At 71.2% G+C, this 14,970-nt stretch carries 13 protein-coding genes; 2 read left to right on the forward strand and 11 right to left on the reverse strand.

Features of this window, described 5'->3' with window-relative positions; genetic code table 11:
- The first annotated feature begins 173 nt into the window (after positions 1–173).
- Complete coding sequence (locus AAH991_RS14600) at positions 174–962, forward strand: SH3 domain-containing protein (RefSeq protein WP_346226338.1); 789 nt, start codon at positions 174–176, stop codon at positions 960–962.
- A gap of 98 nt (positions 963–1,060) precedes the next feature.
- Here the strand turns inward: AAH991_RS14600 and AAH991_RS14605 are convergent, their stop codons facing one another.
- Entirely contained in the window at positions 1,061–1,900 is an 840-nt protein-coding gene (locus AAH991_RS14605; protein WP_346226339.1) for a GNAT family N-acetyltransferase, read from the reverse strand.
- 117 nt (positions 1,901–2,017) lie between these two features.
- On the opposite strand from AAH991_RS14605, the gene AAH991_RS14610 reads away from it, so the two are divergent.
- Positions 2,018–3,625: a glycosyltransferase family 39 protein gene (locus AAH991_RS14610; protein ID WP_346226340.1), complete on the forward strand. Its 1,608-nt coding sequence runs from the start codon at positions 2,018–2,020 to the stop codon at positions 3,623–3,625.
- Here the strand turns inward: AAH991_RS14610 and AAH991_RS14615 are convergent.
- From AAH991_RS14615 to AAH991_RS14660, 10 genes are all read right to left on the reverse strand, one after another.
- Positions 3,615–4,472, reverse strand: coding sequence for a carbohydrate ABC transporter permease (locus AAH991_RS14615; RefSeq protein WP_346226341.1), 858 nt, complete (start codon positions 4,470–4,472; stop codon positions 3,615–3,617). The genes AAH991_RS14610 and AAH991_RS14615 overlap by 11 nt on opposite strands.
- Positions 4,469–5,395 (reverse strand): carbohydrate ABC transporter permease, encoded by a 927-nt coding sequence (locus AAH991_RS14620; protein ID WP_346226342.1) that lies wholly within the window; start codon positions 5,393–5,395, stop codon positions 4,469–4,471. The genes AAH991_RS14615 and AAH991_RS14620 overlap by 4 nt, the downstream gene beginning before the upstream one ends.
- A 7-nt stretch (positions 5,396–5,402) precedes the next feature.
- Positions 5,403–6,689 (reverse strand): extracellular solute-binding protein, encoded by a 1,287-nt coding sequence (locus AAH991_RS14625; RefSeq protein WP_346226343.1) that lies wholly within the window; start codon positions 6,687–6,689, stop codon positions 5,403–5,405.
- Between the two features lie 359 nt (positions 6,690–7,048).
- The gene (locus AAH991_RS14630) at positions 7,049–7,648 is read right to left on the reverse strand and encodes a GTP-binding protein (RefSeq protein ID WP_346226344.1); all 600 of its coding nucleotides are present in this window, start codon (positions 7,646–7,648) and stop codon (positions 7,049–7,051) included.
- On the reverse strand, positions 7,629–8,003 hold the full coding sequence (locus AAH991_RS14635; protein WP_346226345.1) for a DUF742 domain-containing protein: 375 nt from the start codon (positions 8,001–8,003) through the stop codon (positions 7,629–7,631). Before AAH991_RS14635 ends, AAH991_RS14630 begins: the two co-directional genes overlap by 20 nt.
- Positions 8,000–8,422 carry a roadblock/LC7 domain-containing protein gene (locus tag AAH991_RS14640; RefSeq protein ID WP_346226346.1) on the reverse strand — a complete coding sequence of 141 codons (423 nt, stop codon included), beginning with the start codon at positions 8,420–8,422 and terminating at the stop codon, positions 8,000–8,002. Before AAH991_RS14640 ends, AAH991_RS14635 begins: the two co-directional genes overlap by 4 nt.
- A complete protein-coding gene (locus tag AAH991_RS14645; RefSeq protein ID WP_346226453.1) occupies positions 8,419–10,671 on the reverse strand; it encodes a sensor histidine kinase in 2,253 nt (750 codons plus the stop codon). Before AAH991_RS14645 ends, AAH991_RS14640 begins: the two co-directional genes overlap by 4 nt.
- Before the next feature lie 270 nt (positions 10,672–10,941).
- Positions 10,942–12,537: a prenyltransferase/squalene oxidase repeat-containing protein gene (locus AAH991_RS14650; RefSeq protein ID WP_346226347.1), complete on the reverse strand. Its 1,596-nt coding sequence runs from the start codon at positions 12,535–12,537 to the stop codon at positions 10,942–10,944.
- A complete protein-coding gene (locus AAH991_RS14655; RefSeq protein WP_346226348.1) occupies positions 12,534–13,427 on the reverse strand; it encodes a terpene synthase family protein in 894 nt (297 codons plus the stop codon). The genes AAH991_RS14650 and AAH991_RS14655 overlap by 4 nt, the downstream gene beginning before the upstream one ends.
- A gap of 17 nt (positions 13,428–13,444) precedes the next feature.
- Positions 13,445–14,812 carry a cytochrome P450 gene (locus tag AAH991_RS14660; protein ID WP_346226349.1) on the reverse strand — a complete coding sequence of 456 codons (1,368 nt, stop codon included), beginning with the start codon at positions 14,810–14,812 and terminating at the stop codon, positions 13,445–13,447.
- Positions 14,813–14,970 lie beyond the last annotated feature (158 nt).

Below are 14,970 nucleotides of genomic sequence, written 5' to 3' on the forward strand. Positions count from 1 at the left end.
CGAGGCCGAGGACTGTGAATCATCCCCTTTTCCCTGGTGTGTCGGGTAAAAAATCCGGGCGTGAATTCGACCGAGGTGTAAACGCAGGGTAATCAGATCAGAACTTCGGGTGAGCACCACTGGCCCGGGTCCCCCCGGCCGGGCGTGGGCGATGCCGACCGAAGGGAGAGATCGTGAAAGTCGCCGGAAGCATCGTTCCCGCGCTGGCGGCGTGGGCCGCCACGGGGTGGATCGTCGCAGGTCACCCCACACCGGCGGTCGCGGGCCCGGCCGGTTCCGCCGTGGGGGGCCGGGTAGGTACGGCCGTCGTGGCGGACCGGGTAGGTACGGCCGCCGCGCCCCGGGCCGGCGCGGGTGCCGGGGGCCGCCACACGCCGGGCATCGCGGCCCGCGCGGCGTCGGATGTTCCCGGGCATCCCGCCCCGGGCCTCCCGGCGGTCCGGCCACCCGGCCCCGGCGAACCCTCCACGTCGGGACCGTTCGGGCAGATCGTGCCCGAAGGCAGGCGGGGGCCCGGTGTCGTGTGCACCTACCGGCTCCGGGGCGTGCACCGGGGAGGCTTCCTCAACGTCCGCGAGGGCGCCGGCATCCACCACACGCCCGTCGCCAAACTGCGGCCGGCCGACGGAGGCTTCTCGGGAGCCTGCACCGCCACCGGAGGCTGGATCGCGGTGAAGACCGCCGGCGGGGCGTCGGGCTTCGCCGCCGCCCGTTACCTTCACAGGCTCGACCTCGGCGGGCGGCCCTCGCTTTCGTGCATCTACCGCCTCCGGCATGTGCGCAGGGGCAGCTTCCTCAACGTCCGCGAGGGCGCCGGCGTCCGGCACGCCCCGGTGGGCAGGCTCCGACCGGCCGACGGGAACATCGCCGGAGCCTGCGACGCCACCCACGGCTGGCTGGCCGTCGACACCGCCGCCGGCATTCCCGGATGGGCCTCCGCCCGCTACCTGCGGAGGCTGTGACCCGGACCGGCGGGCTCCGTCCCGCCGCATCCCCCCGGCCGCCGTCCTCGTCCCCGGTGTCCCCCTGGCCGGGGACGGGGGCCGCCGGCCCGCCGCGCCTAGCCGAGGTCGGGGTGCGGGGTGTAGCAGTCCAGCCGCATGAAGTCCTCGCTGGTCATCAGCGTGTCCATGTCGCCGATGTGCCAGCCCGCCTCCAGCAGCAGGGGCAGCAGCGGATGCGTGCCGGGCACCGCCAGAAGCACCCGCCCGGCCCGGGGATGCGCGTTCGCCGCCTCCAGCACGATGTCGGCGCAGTCCTGGGGGGTCGCACCCCCGGCGGGCCCGATGACGACCCTGTCTCCGGCCACCCTGGCGAACGCGTAGCCCGACCCGCTGACGTGCAGGGTCACGCCGGGCAGCCCGGCGTACCACGTCAGCGTCGCGGTCCGGTCCCCGCCGGAGACGTGGGCGTCCATGGCCGCCGCCGCGCGGACCTCCGCCTCCCCCGGCCCGCTCTCCCCCGGCACCGCCGGCCCGCTCTCCCGCGACGCGGGCCGGCCACCGAGCGGCCCCCGCTTGAGGTACAGCAACGGGCAGCGCGGGCGCATCCCGTTCCTGACGTACAGGGCGAGAGCCCTCTTGTCGTTCGACGCGAAGGTGACTTTGGGCGTGTCGCGCGGCAGCAGGCGGGCCAGGATCGCGCGGCCCAGCCCCGACGACTGGTGGTCCGGGAGGACGAACAGGTCGCCGAGGTGCGTGACCGTCCCCCGGCGCAACGTGCCGCCGAAGCCCGCGATCGTGCCGTCCACCTCGCCGACGAGCACCGCGCCGAACTCGCGTTCGGCGTCCACGAAGTCCGGCCGCTCCGGCCACATGCCCAGGAGGCCGTAGTGGCCGGCGACGGCGCGAAGGCCGGGCATGTCGGCCTCGGCCGCGGCACGGACGATCGGTTCCGCCATCGGTGCTCCCCCTGGGCGTTCTCTCCTCGTTCCGTTCACCTTAGGGCGCGTTCATCCTCCCGTTTCTCCCCGGGGCATCGGATGGGGACGTAATCGAGCGGAGCAGGCGGAGGACATGTGAGGATCGGCGTCCCGGCACCGGACCCGTACGGCCGGCGCGACCGGATCGTGCTGGTCGTCCCGGCCCTGGCCGCGCTGGTGGGCGGCCTGTGGGGCATCCGGCGCGGCTCGATGTGGCAGGACGAGGCCACGACGTACGCCGTGGCGGGACGGGACCTGACGGACCTGTGGCGCACGCTGGGAAACGTCGACGCGGTCCACGGCTGCTACTACCTCCTGGTGCACCCTCTCGTCCGGCTCGTGGGCGATGCCGTCCCGGCGGAGGTGGTCATCCGGCTTCCGTCCGTCGTCGCCACGGCCGTCGCGGCGGCCGGTGTCGCGGCCGTCGGCCGGCGGCTGGCCTCGGCCACGGCCGGTCTCTATGCCGGCCTCGCGTACGCCGCCTCCCCTGTCGTCGTCTTCCACGCCCAGGATGGCAGGCCGTACGCGCTGGTCGCGGCGGCGGTGGTGGAGGCGACGCGCCTGCTCGCCACAGCGCTGGGCCGTCCACCGGGCGACCCGTCGGGGCGGAGGACCTGGGCGCGGTACGGCCTGGCGGTCGCCGTCGCCTGCCTGCTCAACCTGTTCGCCGTGCTGGCCCTGGCGGCGCACGCGGTCACGGTGCTCGCCGCCGCGCCCGCACGGAAAGGGCTCGGTGCGGGGAGAGGCGTCGCGCGGCGCTGGGCCGGCGCCGTCGCGGCCGCCCTGACCGCCGTCCTGCCGGTGGCGTGGGCGGCGTTCGGCCAGCGCGGCCAGGTGGCCTGGCTGGAGCGGCCCGGCCTGCCGGAGGTGAAGGCCCTCGTCGCGCGTTTCGCCGGGACCGGCGTTCTCCTCGCGGCGACCGTGGTGCTCGTCGCGCTCGGTCTGGCGAGCAGTCGTGGGGGCGGCCCGGCCGGAAACGGTGGCACGCGCCGGGCGGCCGACGCCGCCGGGCCGGCACCCGGCGACCCGATCCGGCGCGGCTCGCCCGGGATCGCCATGGTCGCCGTGCCGCTCGCGGTCCTGCCGCCCGCCCTGCTGCTCGCGGTGTCGCAGATCCAGCCGCTCTATCAGGACCGCTACGTCCTTTTCTCGGTGGTGGGGCTCGCGCTGGCGCTGGGCGCCGGGCTCGCCCGGGCCGTACGGCTCCTGCCCGGGGCGGCGCCGGGGTGGCTGCGGGCAGCGGCCGCGCTGGCGCTGCCCGCTCTGCTGCTGGCGGCGTCCCTCCCGGCCCAGGCCGCCGTCAGACGGATCGACAGCCGCCGCGACGACCCGGCCGCCGTGGCGCGGATCATCGGGTCGGAACGACGGCCCGGAGACGCCGTGCTCTTCCTGCCCTCGATCCGCCGCCTGGTCGCCGAGGCGTACCCGGACTCGTTCCGGGGCGTCCACGACGCGGCGCTGAGGGCCGGCGGCGCGGAATCGGGCACCCTCGCCGGGCGTGAGCTGCCCGCGGGCCGGATCGCCGCGTCGCTGGACACGGCGCCGCGGGTGTGGGTGGTGAGCCGCCCCCATCCCGCACCCGGCGACCTCTCGTCTCCGCGTGACTCCGCGAAGCGGCTGCTGCTGCGCGAGAGCTACCGCCGGGAGCGAAGCGTCCGCGTGCTCGGCTACGTCGTACGGCTGTACACGCGGGTCAGCCCTTGACGGCCCCCGCGGTCAGGCCGCTGACGAGCTGGCGCTCGGCCACGGCGTAGAAGCCGAGGGCGGGCAGCATCGCGACCACGATGTAGGCCATGACGCGCGCGATGTCCGTCGCGTACTGCCCCTGGAACTGCTGGACGCCCAGCGGGATGGTGAAGAGGCTGTCGTCGCTGAACACCACGAGCGGCAGCATGAACTGGTTCCAGCTGTTGACCACCGCCAGCACGGAGACCGTGGCGATCGCGGGCCGGGCCATCGGCAGCAGGATCCGCCAGAAGAAGCCGAACGACGAGCACCCGTCGAGGATCGCCGCCTCCTCGATCTCCCCCGGGATGGCCCGGAAGAAGCCGCGCAGGATGATGATCGTCATCGGCATGCCGAAGGCCGCCTGCGGGAGGATCACGCCGAGCGGGTTGTCGAGCAGCCCGAACATCCGCAGCAGCACGAACAGCGGCAGGATCGCCACCGCGAACGGGAACATGAGCCCCGCGGCGAACATCGTGAACAGCGCTTCGCGCCCCCGGAAGGCGAACCGCGCGAACACGAAGGCCGCCATCGCGGACACCGCGACGACCACGAGCGTGGTCAGCACCGCGATGTACGTGCTGTTCCAGAGCATGCGCCAGAACGACGCGGAAGCGAGCACGCTCGTGTAGTTCTCCGGCACCCAGGGGTCGGGCAGGCCCAGCGGGTTGCTCGACAGCTGCCGGGTGGTCTTGAAGCCGCCGAGCACGCCGTACAGCAGCGGGATGCCGACGAACAGCGCCGTGATCACGACGATCGCGTGCAGGGACAGGCTGCGCAGCGGACCGCCCGACGTCGGAGACTGCTTGTGACGTTTCGCGCTCATCGCTGGTCCCTCAGCACGGTGCTCGCTCCTTCGAGGTCGCGGCGCATGACGTATCTCTGGTAGAAGAGCGCGAACACGAGGCTGATGAAGAACATCACCACGCTGATCGCACTCGCGTAGCCGACCTGGAAGCGTTTGAAGCCGAACTGGAACATCGTGACGGCCATCGTCTCGGAGGAGTGCGACGGGCCTCCGCCGGTGATGATCCAGACCAGGTCGAACAGCTGGATCGCACCGATGACCGACAGGAACACGCTGATGCGGATCGTCGGGCCGAGCAGCGGCAGCGTGACGTAGCGGAAGGTCTTCCAGCCCGTCGCGCCGTCGATCTGGGCGGCCTCGGTGAGCTCCCGCGGGATGCCCTGGCGCCCGGCGATGTACAGGATCATGTGGAAGCCGAAGTACTTCCAGGTCATGACGATGAACACCGACATCATGACCGTCGACGGGTCGGCGAACCAGTCGAGCTGGTCGACACCGAACCAGCCGAGGATGTAGTTGGCCAGGCCGTCGGTGGGCGACAGGATCATCATGAACAGGACCGCGGTGATCGCCTCGGACAGGACGTACGGGGCGAAGAACAGCAGGCGGAAGAACGCCCGGCCGCGGATCTTCTGGTTCAGCAGCATGGCGATGCCCAGCGAGAGGGGCAGCTGGATCGCCACCGACAGGATGATCAGCAGCAGGCCGCGCCACAGGTCACCCAGGAAGACCTCGTCCGCCAGCACGCGGGTGAAGTTGGCCAGGCCGATGAAGTCCGTCGGCAGCCCGCGCATGCCGTTCCACTTGAACACGCTCGCGTAGAAGGCGAGCAGGATCGGCGCCACGACGAGCCCGAAGAAGAGCACGAGGGCGGGGAGCAGGAACAGGAGGATCGTGGTGAACCCCCGGAGCCTGAGGCTCCGGGGTCTCGTCGTCTTCACGCGACAGTTACTCCGACTTCGCGGTTTCCGTGATGGCCTGCGCCACCTGCTCGGGCGTCTTGGTCCCGGCGATCAGCTGGGCCACGGAGTCGTTGACCTCCTGGCCGACGGCCGGCGGGTACGCCTGGTCGAGGTAGAGCTGGAACCCGGTGGCCCCGGCGAGGTTCTTCGCCACCACGCTCAGGTTCGGGTCCGTGACCGCGTCCTCCTCGCCCTTCAGCACCGGGAGCACGCCGCCGGTCCCGACGGCCTTGCGGTGCTCGGTGCTCTCGGTGAGGAACTTCAGGAACTCGATCGCCTCCGGCGGAGCCTCCGAGCCGATCGCGAAGCCGCCGCCGCCGCCGAACGCGTCGGTGACCGCGCCCTTGCCGCCGTCAACGGCCGGGAAGGGGAAGAAGCCGAGGTCGTCGCCCAGGCCCTTGCCGGCGTCGTTCTGGACCGCGGGCGCCCACTGGCCCATCAGCTCCATCGCGGCCTTGCCGTCACCCATGGTCGCGGCCTGACCACCCGGGTCGCCGTACGTCGCGCCGAGATAGCCCTTCTGGAACGGCTGGAGATCGGCCAGTTCCTTCAGCTTCTGCCCCGCCTGGACGAAGGCCGGACCGGTGAAGTCCTTGCTCTCGCCCGCCTGCTTGAGGGCGTCGAGGCCACCGATGCGCATGGAGAGGTACGCCCAGTAGTAGTGGCCGGGCCACTTGTCCTTGCCGGCGAGGGCGATCGGGGTGACTCCCGCCGCCTTCAGCTTCTTGACGTCGTCGATGAACTCCGACCACGTCGCCGGGGGCTGGGCGATCCCGGCCTTCTTGAACAGCGCCTTGTTGTACCAGAAGCCCACCATGCCGATGTCGTCGGGGATGGCGTACGTCTTGCCCTCGACCTGGTAGGCCGACAGCGCGGCGTCGGTGAAGGTGCCGATCCAGTCACCGGTGTCGGCGCTCAGGTCCTTGACCAGGCCCGCGTCGACCTGCTGGCCGAGCACGCCGCCACCCCAGGTCTGGAAGATGTCCGGGGTCTTGCCGGACTGCGTGAGCGTCGTCAGCTTCGCCTTGAACGCCTCGTTCTCGTACGGAACGCTCTTGATGGTGATGTTCGGGTGCTTGGCCTGGAAGTCCTTGATCGCCTGAGCGCCGTAGCTCTTCAGGGGGTCCGTGGTCCAGATGTTCCAGAACTCGACGGTCACCTTGCCGCCGGCTGAGCTCTTGCTCTCGCCGGCGTCGTTCCCGGTACTACCACATCCCCCGAGGACCAGTGCCGACGCCGCCAGGAGCGCCACACCTCGCCGACTCAACTTCACGGTGGTTTCCCTTCTGGATTCCGACCGAAACTTTCGGCTTTCGTCCGATAGTTTCGCGATGTGGCGTACGTTACAGTGGGGTAAGGCTCAGATCAACGGCTGTTGTCCACCTGTTACGCATGGTCGACGGCGAAGGACGAAGCGATCGGCCTGTGGCACCTAAAAGGGATGAATAGGTAGCAATCAGGCGACATTAACGGACAGCCGAAACCGTGGCGGGTCCCAACGGGGAATGGGCGACGCGCGCGGGCGGGTACGAAAACGCCGCCCGCCGCGAAACGTAAACTCGTGCACAGCAGAAACAAGCCGTGCACGCGGAGGAACCCGGACGCCGCCGGGCGAAGTTGCGACGGAAAACGTCAGCGGACGGTCGCGGTGAGACGCTTTCCGTAGGCGTGCTTGACGAGCTCGATCAGGACTTCCTTGCCCGATTCCCGCTTGCGCGCGTCACACAGCATGATCGGCACGTCCCGGCCGAGGTTGAGGGCGAGCTTGACCTCGTCCAGGTCGAAGATCGGAGCACCCTCGAAGCAGTTCACCGCGACGACGAAGGGCGTGCCGCGACGCTCGAAGTAGTCGACGGAGGGGAAGCAGTCGGCGAGCCTGCGGGTGTCCGCCAGCACGACCGCGCCGAGCGCTCCCCGGGCGAGTTCGTCCCAGACGAACCAGAACCGCTCCTGGCCGGGGGTGCCGAAGAGATAGAGGACGAAGTCCTGCCCGATGCTGATCCGGCCGAAATCCATGGCCACCGTGGTGGTGGACTTCGCCTCGACCCCGGACAGGTCGTCCACGCCGACGCTGCGGTCGGTCAGCGTCTCCTCCGTGCGCAGCGGCCGGATCTCCGACACCGCGCCGACCATCGTCGTCTTGCCCACCCCGAAACCCCCGGCGATCAGCAGCTTGATCGCCGTGGGCAACTTCGGGGGGGTCTGCGGCGAATCAGAGCGCCCGAAGGCCATCGAGCACCGCCTTGTACATCCGCTCGTCGAGCACGTCCGTCTCCGGTTGGGGCTGTTGCACGGCCACGAAACCCCGGTCGAACAGGTCGCCGAGGAGGACCCGGACGATCCCGGCCGGCAGGTCCAGATGGGCCGCGATCTCCGCGACCGACAGCGGCCTGCGGCACAGCCGCACGATCGCCTGGTGCTCGGGGTCCAGCCCGACCTCCGTCCCCGTGGTGGGCCGGATCGTCACCGCCAGCGAGATGAGGTCGAAGCGGTCCTGCGCCTCCGTACGGCCGCGTGCGATCACGTACGGCCGGATGGTCGGCGCGTCGAGTAAGCGCTCCTCGTCCGGGAACCCTCCGGCGTTCACAGGTGGACCTCGCTCCCCGTCGTGGTGCGGGCCGGCGAGGTGAGGTACTGCCCGACGCGCGCGACGAGCATGGCCATCTCGTAGGCCACCAGGCCGACGTCGGCGTCTCCCGTGCAGAGCACGGCCAGGCAGGCGCCCTTGCCCGCCACGGTCACGAGCAGGTAGGCCGACTTCATCTCCACGATGGTCTGCCGTACGGGCCCGCCCTCGAAGCGCTCGCCGACACCGCGCGCGAGGCTCTGCAGGCCGGAGGCGACGGCGGACAGGTGCTCGGCGTCCTCCACCCGCAGGCCCTGCGAGCCGGCCAGCAGCAGGCCGTCCGTGGACAGCACGATGCCGTGCTCCACCTCGCGGATCCGTGCGACGAGGTCGTCGAGCAGCCACGCGAGGTCCGCGGAGGCCCCGGTCTTCTGCGTCACAGGTTGTCCTCCTCTTCGCCGAGCAGCTTCGCGGCTTCGGATCTGCCGCGCCTCGTCCCCGACTGGAACGAGCCCATGATCTTACGGATGTCCTCGGGCGAGCGGTCCTCGTCGTCGTCCGCCGCGCTCTCGCGCCTCGGCTCCTCGGCGAGCGCGGGAGCGAGGTTCGCCTGCGGCACCCGGAACGGCAACCCCGACGGGGTGAACCCCGCCGTGGGCGCGAGCCTGTCCGGCTCGGCACCGCCGGAGGGTGGGACGCTCGGCACGGGCCTGGGCGGCTCGGGAGCCCTCGGCACGGGAACCACCTCCTGCACTGGTTCGGGAACCGCGTCGGGCACGCCCACCAGCGCGATCTTCCGGGCCGCGGGCTCCCGGCGTCCGAGACCGGGACCGGTCTCCTCCTCAGGCGCGACGTTCTCGCCCTCGATGACGAGGTCGCGCGGCAGCAGCACGACCGCGGTGGTGCCGCCGTACGGCGACGCCTTGAGGGACACCTTGATGCCGTGCCGCTCGGCCAGGCGGCTGACGACGTACAGCCCGAGCCTGGCGGTGCTCGACAGGTTGAACTCGGGCGGGTCGGCGATCCGCTGGTTGGTCGCCTCCAGGTCCTCGGCGCTCATCCCGAGGCCGCGGTCCTCGATCTCGATCGCGTAGCCGCTGGCCACCGCCTGGCCGCCCACCTGCACCATCGTGTACGGCGGGGAGAACGACACCGCGTTCTCGATCAGCTCGGCGAGCAGGTGGATGACGTCGCCCACCGCGCGGCCGATGAGCGCGGTCTCCCCCATCGGCATCACGGTGACGCGGGTGTAGTCCTCGACCTCCGCCAGCGCGCCGCGCACGACGTCGACCATCGGCACCGAGCGCCGCCACGCGCGGGCGGGGGACGCCCCGGACAAAACGATGAGGTTCTCCGCGTTGCGCCGCATGCGGGTGGCGAGGTGGTCGATGCGGAACAGGTCCTTCAGCTCGGCCGGGTCCGACTCGCGCCGCTCCATCACGTCGAGCAGCGTGAGCTGACGGTGCACGAGCGACTGCGTACGCCGGGCGAGGCTGAGCAGGATGTCGCGGATGCTCTGCCGGAGCTGGGCCTCCTCGACGGCGGTGCGGATCGCGGTCTCCTGCACGGTGTTGAACGCCGCGCCCACCTGGCCGATGACGTCGGGCCCGAAGTCGAGCGGCGGCGCCTCGGCCTTGACGTCGACCTTCTCGCCCTGGGCGAGGCGGGAGACCACGCCGGGCAGGCGCTCGTTGGCCAGTTCGAGCGCGGCCTCGCGCAGCTTCTCCAGCTGGCGCACCAGCGCCCGGGCCGTGGTGACCGACAGGACGATCGACGCGATGACCGCCACGAGGCCGAGCACACCCGCCAGCACCAGCCGGATGATGACGCCGGCGGCGACGGGGGTCGCCCGATCGACCATCGTCTCGCCCGCGCCGCCGACCACGTCGTGCAGCTGGGTCAGGACGGCGGACGTCGCCGACTGCCACTGCTCTCCGCTCACGGGCGGGCGCAGGCCGGGCCTGCCCTGCTGCGCGACCAGGTCCTCCAGGCTGTGGAGCCGGGCGAGCGCCGCGCTCTTCTGCAGCCGCTGGTGGACGTCGGGAAGCGGCTCCTCCAGGTCGGCCTGCGCGAGGTCCATCACATTGCGCTCGGCACCGACGAGCTGGGTGAACTGGGCGACCTCCGTCTGGCCGAACCTGCCCGTCGCGATGACGCCGGCCAAAAGCGCATCTTCGCGTGAGATGAGTTCTCGGGCCCAGTTGAGGCTGATAAGTGTTCGCGTGTCTTTCGCGAGCTCGTCGTCGTCGAGCGTGGCGAGCGAATAGTAGACCTGGAAGAGGGAGTCGATGGGGTCGTTGTAGGCGTCGATGGCCTTGTTCCGGTCCACCTGGCGCGCGTCCACCGCGTGCCGCGCGGAACCGAGCTGGTCGAGCTGCCGGAACGTGCGGTCGATCCGTCTGCGGAGCTCGTCGGTCGCCGCGAACCGCATGATGTCGGTGTTCGTGAGCCTGCGGAACTCGCCCGCGGCGGCGTCCGTACGGCCGCGCTGCGCGGTGAGGTCGGCGGACGGGACCAGCGCGGGGTTCACCAGGCGGGAGACCGACAGGCGCCGCTCCTTCTGCAGCTCCACCAGCAGGGACTCACTCGGCTGGGCGACGTTGCTGTCGTAGACCGCCACCCACGCGAGGTTGAGACCATCCCGCACGGTCACCCACGCGGCGAAGACCCAAAGGGCCGCAAGCGACACGAGCAAGGCCGTGACTTTGGTCCGCACGCGCGAGTTGCGGAAGCGCATAACACCCACCAAGCGACATATGAAGAGCCGTCATAGCGCGTTTCCCGGCGATTGACCAACAGTTCATCGCTAGGGCGGCGGACATCGCCCAACATTTTATAGCCGCGCCACGCCCCGCCACCTTAGCAATGGACAGAAAATCGCTCAAGGCCGCATTATGTACGCCATTTGGGGCAAATGTACGAATGTATGCCTATATAGCGTGATCAAGCGACCTGATGATCATAGTTGACGATGCCTGTCGACAACAAGTCGACTGGACTGTGCGAGGTGCAGGGCGGCGAGGATCGCCGCCCTGACCACCGCGACCGGCAGGTAGAGGTCCTTGTCGTGCCACAGCGGCGGGTCGTCGGCCTCGCCCGCCCGGAGCAGGTATGCGTATCCTTTGGCGGCCGCCTCCGCGACGAGCCCGTCCTCACGGTGGTCGCGGCTCAGCAGCAGCAGTTGCAGGGCGTAGGCCGTCTCCTCCCGGGTGCCGTCCCAGCGGCCCCAGGATCCGTCGGCCCGCTGGGTCTCCAGCACCCACCGCACGGCCCCCCGCACGGAGGACGCGCAGCCGGCGCCGCCGAACGTGTCGAGCGCCAGCGCGCAGGCGACGGTCGCGTAGTAGGGCGAGGCGTGCCAGCGGTCCTCCCACCAGCCCTCCGGCCGCTGGCGCGCGCGGAGCCAGTTCTCGATCGCGTCCATGTCGGGCCGGTAGCGCTCCGCGGCCTCCGGCCGCACCGCCGCGTACTGCCCCAAGGCGTCGAGGACGTGGGCGTTCACGCTGACCGACGCCCCCTCCTCCCCCTGCCAGGTGCAGAAGTGGGTGTCCGTGCGGAAGGCCCGCAGGCTGTCCGGCTCGTGCGGCATGCCGAGGAGCGCGAGGGCGTACAGGGCGACCGACGTGGTGTCGGCGTCCGGCGGCAGACCGGCGCCGGCGGGCGTGCCGACCGGCTGGATCGCGGCCCGCAGGTCCGCCAGCATCTCCGGCGGCACCTCGAAGGGGATCCCCGCGCGGGCGAGCCAGCTCAGCACCCAGCCGCGTTCGAAGACCGTGATCGGAAGGCCCACGGGGACCGGCCCGCCGTACCGTCGTGCGACCGCCTCCAGGTGCCGCCTGGCCGCGGTGCCCGGATCCGGCAGCGCGCGGTCGCCGAGCCAGGCGGCGGTGGCGGCCGGGGAGGCGCCGACGGTGCCGATCGAGGTCGGCTGGACGCCCGGGGCCCCGTGGGCGGCGGGACCGGCCGTCTCCAGCGCGTGCATGAGCTTCTGCGGCAGTTCCGCGCCGGAGCCGACCCGCGACCTGACCGCGGCGAGCCGGTGGTCGTCCATGCCCGCGGGCAGCCGCAGCCGCGGGCGCCCGGACAGATGGGGCATATCCCGGTCGGCCAGCGTGTCCAGGTGCGCGTTGACCAGCTCGACCAGCGCGGGCACGATCAGCTCGATCGCCGGCATGTCGGGGAACAGCGGCGCGGTGCCCCGCGGCGGCCAGCCGAGCAGCCAGTCCAGCCCTCGGCCGGCCGCCCGCGAGAGCGTCTCCCGATCGGGCTCCCCCCGCGACAGCGCGCACAGGAGCGCCTCGGTCGCGCTCAACGTGGGGACGAGGGCGTACCCGTCCGGCCCGCCCCAGCGGCCGTCGGGCCGCTGGCCGTCCAGCAGGAACCGCACCCGTTCCGCGTGGCCCACCAGCCACGGCGCCAGGCTCACCAGCCGCCCGGTCTCGTACACGGAGGGGGAGACCGTGCCCCACGGCCGGACCATGAGGTCGGCGACCAGTTCGGCGGCCGCGGCCGCCACGTCGACCGCCCTGGGGAAGGTCAGGCCGCCGACGCTCACAGCCCACCCCAGTAGTCGGTGATCCCGTAGAAGCCCATGCTGTACCCGATCTGCCTTTCCAGATAGACCACCTCGTCCGGGCAGACGTCGCGCAGCGGCTCCAGGAGCTCGCCGCACCCGTCCACCAGGACGCCGACGCGTCCGGCGATCTCCTCCCGGCCCGAGCAGAGCATCAGCGCGTTGAGATCGCCCCAGGCGAGGTCCCGCTCGTACGTGGCCAGGTCGTTGAGCAGGCGCAGGACGCGCTGCACCCGGCCGCTCGCGGCCCGCAGCTCGTCGAGCCGGCCGAGCGCGGCCGGGTCTCCGCCCCGGATCCAGTGGGACACGTTGACGAAGGACGAGCCGAAGTTGTCCGCGTTGTCGAGATACTCGTCCAGCGTGGGCGGCGGCGTCCCCTCGCGGGCGGCCGTCTTCCAGTCCCACTCCCGCGCCATCGCCGACAGCATGCGCCGAAGTTCCTCCCGCCAGACGGCCTCCAGCTCGGTGAACGCGGGCGCCGCGGCGAGCCCGTCCCTGAGCTCGGCGAGGAATCCGCCCAGCGGGAAGTCCCGCGGCGGCGGTGCGCCGTCCGCCACCTCCAGGCAGCCGCGGACGAGGCGGTCCACCTCCTCCCGCGACTTCGCCATGTAATCGAGCAGCCAGTCGAGCGCGAAGATCCACAACGCCGTACGGCTCGCGACGCGCAACCGGTCCGCGCTCGCCCACGGCGCGCCGAACGCGTTGGCCTGCGCGACCGCGCTGAACAGCGCCGAGTCGAACGGCCGCGCCGGGAAGAGGGCGGGGTAGGCGTCCCGGCACGCGCGCAGATCCCGCTGGAGCTCGGCGGACACGGCGGCGGCGGCACCGCATTCCCTGGCCGCCCGGAGCGCGTCTCCTGTCGGCTTCGTCATGTGCATGGGTGTCCCGGTCAGGTACGGCGGATGGGGCGCAAGGTGATCTCGACCCGCTGGCGCGGCCGCAGCGAGGCCCCCATCTGGGGCGTCGCCACCTCCGGACTGCAGGAGAGGATCTCGTAGCGGCTGAGGATGCCCGCGATGATCAGCTGGGCCTCCAGCATGAAGACGTGCATGCCGAGACACTGATGAGGGCCCCCGCCGAAAGGGAAGTACGCGTACCTGTGCCGGCCCGTCGACCGGCGCCCGGAGAAGCGGCCGGGGTCGAACTCCTCCGGCCGCTCCCAGAACGCCTCCATGCGGTGGGTGATGAACGGGCTGACGACGATCGTCTCGCCCTTCTTGAGCAGCACTCCGCCGAGGGGCTCCGGCTCGACGACCATCCGGGGGAACAGCCAGCCCACGGGGAACAGCCGCAGGAGTTCCTGCACGACCTGCTTGGTGTACGGCAGGTCCGCCAGATGCGCGGGCCGTACGGGTCCGTGCCCGACCACGAGGCGGATCTCCCGCCGCAGACTCGCGGCCACCTCGGGATGCGCCCCCAGGATGGGCCACAGCCAGGTGAGCGCGCCCGCCGTGGTCTCGGTGGCGGTGGCCAGCATGGCGACCAGGTTGTCGCGCACCCATCGGGCGCTCGGTCCGCCACCGGCCGCGTCCCCGGTCCGGCACAGGACCGAGACGATGTCGTCGCCGTCGCCCGGCCCGTCCTTGTGCCTGTCCACGAGCGGCACCACGACGTCGTCGATCGTCCGCAGGGCGTTCCGGAACGCGCGGTCCCCCGGGAGCGGGACGCGGTAGGGGACGAACGGCAGTAGGTAGCGGAAGATGACGGACGTGCCGACCGTGTCGAACGCCGGGGCGAGCCGCTCGGCGTCCGCCATGCCGATCTTGTCGCCGAAGAAGACCCGCATCACGACCCTGTTGACGATCCGCGCCATCACCGCGGAGACGTCGATGGGGAGGCCGGACTCGGCGGGTGCGGCGAGTTCGTCGATCCCCTCGCCGGCCGCCTCCGCCACACGGTCCGCGAGCGCTTCCACGTTCTTGGCGGTGAACACGGGCTGCAGAACCTTGCGGCTCCGCTCCCACGCGGGGCCGTCGGACATGACGCTCTCTCCGAAGAGCCGGTGCAGCGGCTTCCAGAGGACGCCGTCACGCCGGTAGTTGACGGAGTTGCCGCGCAGGACGTGCTGCAGGTGATCGGGGTGTGTGATCAGGTACGGCCGGAAGGGACCCAGGTTCACCCTGACGACGTCGCCACCGGATTTCCTGCCGATCTCGAGGACGGCGCCGACCGGATCACGGAGGATCGCCGGAAGGACCTGCCGGAGGGGAAGAGTTCTCGCTTGTCGGATCGGGTTCGCGTCAACATCGATCGGCATTCCGGCTTGCTCCCCACCTGACGATCACGCCGTTCGCGAAGTATCACATGATCCACTCCGATTGATCAATGATGCGGCGACTGACAATTTTCGTCCCATGAGGCGAGAGATGCGCCGATGGCGCACTTTGCCCGCATAGTGACGTATGACACGTTTTG

The sequence above is a fragment of the Microbispora sp. ZYX-F-249 genome (genome assembly GCF_039649665.1).
Classification (GTDB): Bacteria; Actinomycetota; Actinomycetes; order Streptosporangiales; family Streptosporangiaceae; genus Microbispora; species Microbispora maris.

Bases quoted from the DNA above. Each gene is read 5' to 3' on its own strand.
- AAH991_RS14615 (WP_346226341.1), bottom strand. From the start codon at position 4,472: ATGAGCGCGAAACGTCACAAGCAGTCTCCGACGTCGGGCGGTCCGCTG.
- AAH991_RS14630 (WP_346226344.1), bottom strand. From the start codon at position 7,648: ATGGCCTTCGGGCGCTCTGATTCGCCGCAGACCCCCCCGAAGTTGCCC.
- AAH991_RS14655 (WP_346226348.1), bottom strand. From the start codon at position 13,427: ATGACGAAGCCGACAGGAGACGCGCTCCGGGCGGCCAGGGAATGCGGT.
- AAH991_RS14660 (WP_346226349.1), bottom strand. From the start codon at position 14,812: ATGCCGATCGATGTTGACGCGAACCCGATCCGACAAGCGAGAACTCTT.
- AAH991_RS14605 (WP_346226339.1), bottom strand. From the start codon at position 1,900: ATGGCGGAACCGATCGTCCGTGCCGCGGCCGAGGCCGACATGCCCGGC.